This is a genomic window from Mesorhizobium sp. M7A.F.Ca.CA.002.15.2.1 (assembly GCF_003998715.1).
In the GTDB taxonomy this organism is placed as follows: domain Bacteria; phylum Pseudomonadota; class Alphaproteobacteria; order Rhizobiales; family Rhizobiaceae; genus Mesorhizobium; species Mesorhizobium ciceri.
In genome coordinates this window covers 1-2,008 of the sequence record NZ_RZPI01000867.1, presented here as the reverse complement: position 1 = coordinate 2,008, position 2,008 = coordinate 1, and the positions used below count along the sequence as shown (strand labels likewise).

Sequence of the window (2,008 nt, the reverse complement as noted above, 5' to 3'; positions counted from 1 at the left end):
CTCCCAGGCCGACCACTGCGAGCCCGATATCGCGGGTGGCGATGCCGGTGACGAAGCCATTTGCGGTCGCCTTGACGGCAAGTTCGATCGCCGCCGCAGGCAGATATTTTTCCGGTTTCTCGATGAAATCGGCGGGGCCGCCAAGCGCGGCCACCATGCGTGCGAAAGTGGCGGCGGCGCGGCCGCTGGCGAGCGTCTCGGTGGCGCGCCGCATGCCATCCTGGTTGGACGACACCAGCCCGGCCGACTGCAGCATTTCGGCGGCCAGCGCCAGCGTCACATCTTCGAGCCGACGGTCACGATACCGGCCGGTGAGGAAATCGACGGCGTTGCGCACCTCGACTGCGTTGCCGGCGGCCGACGCCAGCGGCTCGTTCATGCCGGTGATCAACGCCGAGGCCTTCAGTCCGGCGCCGTTGGCGATCTCAACCAGGCTGTTGGCGAGTGCGGTGGCGTCGCGCGATTTTTCCATGAAGGCGCCGTTGCCGACCTTGACGTCGAGCACCAGCGATTGCAGCCCGGCCGCCAGCTTCTTCGACAGGATCGAAGCGGTGATCAGCGGCACCGATTCGACCGTGCCGGAGACGTCGCGGATCGCATAGAGTCGTCGATCGGCGGGCGCGAGGTCGGCGGTCTGGCCGATGATGGCACAGCCTGTTTCGAGCACCGCCTTGCGAAACAGCGCGACATCGGGCTGGCTGATGTAGCCCGGGATGGCATCCATCTTGTCCAGCGTACCGCCGGTGTGGCCAAGGCCACGGCCCGAGATCATCGGCACATAGGCGCCGCAGGCGGCGACGATCGGCGCCAGCATCAGCGAGACATTGTCACCGACGCCGCCGGTCGAATGCTTGTCGGTGACCGGGCCAGGCAGGTCCGACCAGTCGAGCACATCGCCGGAATCGCGCATCGCCAGCGTCAGCGCCACGGCCTCGTCGCGGTTCATGCCGTTGAAGAACACCGCCATGGCGAAGGCGCCGGCCTGGCCGTCGGTAACGGCGCCTGACGTCACGCCCGCGACGAAGCCGGCGATCTCGTCCTCCGACAGCCTCAGGCCATCGCGCTTGCGGCGGATGATTTCCTGGGGAAGCATCAGATCTCCAGCAGTCCGTCGCGGAACACGCGCTGCAGGATCGTCGCCAGCCGCGCGCCGCCGACCGGCGCCATGTCCTTGGTCTCCTGGTGCGAAAGCTCGGCCCCGGTCATGCCGGCCGCCAGATTGGTGATGACCGAACAGGCGGCGACGCGCAGTCCGAGGAAGCGGGCGAGAATGACCTCCGGTACGGTCGACATGCCGACCGCATTGGCGCCCATGATGCGCGCCATGCGGATTTCGGCCGGCGTTTCGAAGCATGGGCCGGAGAACCACATATAGACGCCCTTGTGCAGGGTGGTGCCGGTCGCTTTTGCCGCCCGCTCGATGGCCTGGCGGATGCCGGCATCATAGGCTTCGGTCAGGCCGACGAAACGCCGGTCGCTTGGTTCGCCGATCAGCGGGTTGGTGCCCGAGAAATTGATGTGGTCCGATATCAGCATCACCGAGCCCGGCGGCATGTCCGGATCGACCGAGCCGGCGGCATTGGTGAGGATCAGTTTCGTGATGCCGATGCCGGCAAGCACTTCCAGCACCGGCCGCATCGCCGCGGCGTTGCCGTGCTCATAGTAATGGGCACGGCCCGACAGCAGCAGCACCGGCACGCCGGCAAACAGCCCTGCCACCACTTCGCCGGCGTGCCCGGTGACACCGCTTCTGGGAAAGCCGGGCAGGTCGGCATAGGAGATGCGGATCGGGTCCTCGATCTGGTCGACCAGACCGCCGAGGCCCGAGCCGAGCACCAGTGCCGTGGCCGGCGCCAGGCCGTCCAGCCTTTCGACGAGATGATCCAGGGCTTTTTCCGTCATCGTTGCCAGCTGTTCATTTGAGCCTGTTGCTCATTTCAAAATATCGCCGCGGAAGCCGTAAGGCAGCATGTCGCCCATGGTCACGGTTTCGGCCACACCCGCATTG

Annotated in this window: 2 protein-coding genes; both read right to left on the bottom strand. The window is 66.4% G+C overall.

All coding sequences use genetic code 11. The features are described 5' to 3' along the window. Positions 1-1,093: thymidine phosphorylase (gene deoA / locus ENZ74_RS30450; RefSeq protein ID WP_127313243.1), on the bottom strand; the 1,093-nt coding region annotated here is incomplete at its 3' end. Next, on the bottom strand, positions 1,093-1,902 hold the full coding sequence (locus ENZ74_RS30445) for a purine-nucleoside phosphorylase (RefSeq protein WP_024502795.1): 810 nt from the start codon (positions 1,900-1,902) through the stop codon (positions 1,093-1,095). The genes ENZ74_RS30445 and deoA, both read right to left, overlap by 1 nt. Positions 1,903-2,008: the final 106 nt, after the last annotated feature.

Bases quoted from the DNA above. Each gene is read 5' to 3' on its own strand.
- ENZ74_RS30445 (WP_024502795.1), bottom strand. From the start codon at position 1,902: ATGACGGAAAAAGCCCTGGATCATCTCGTCGAAAGGCTGGACGGCCTG.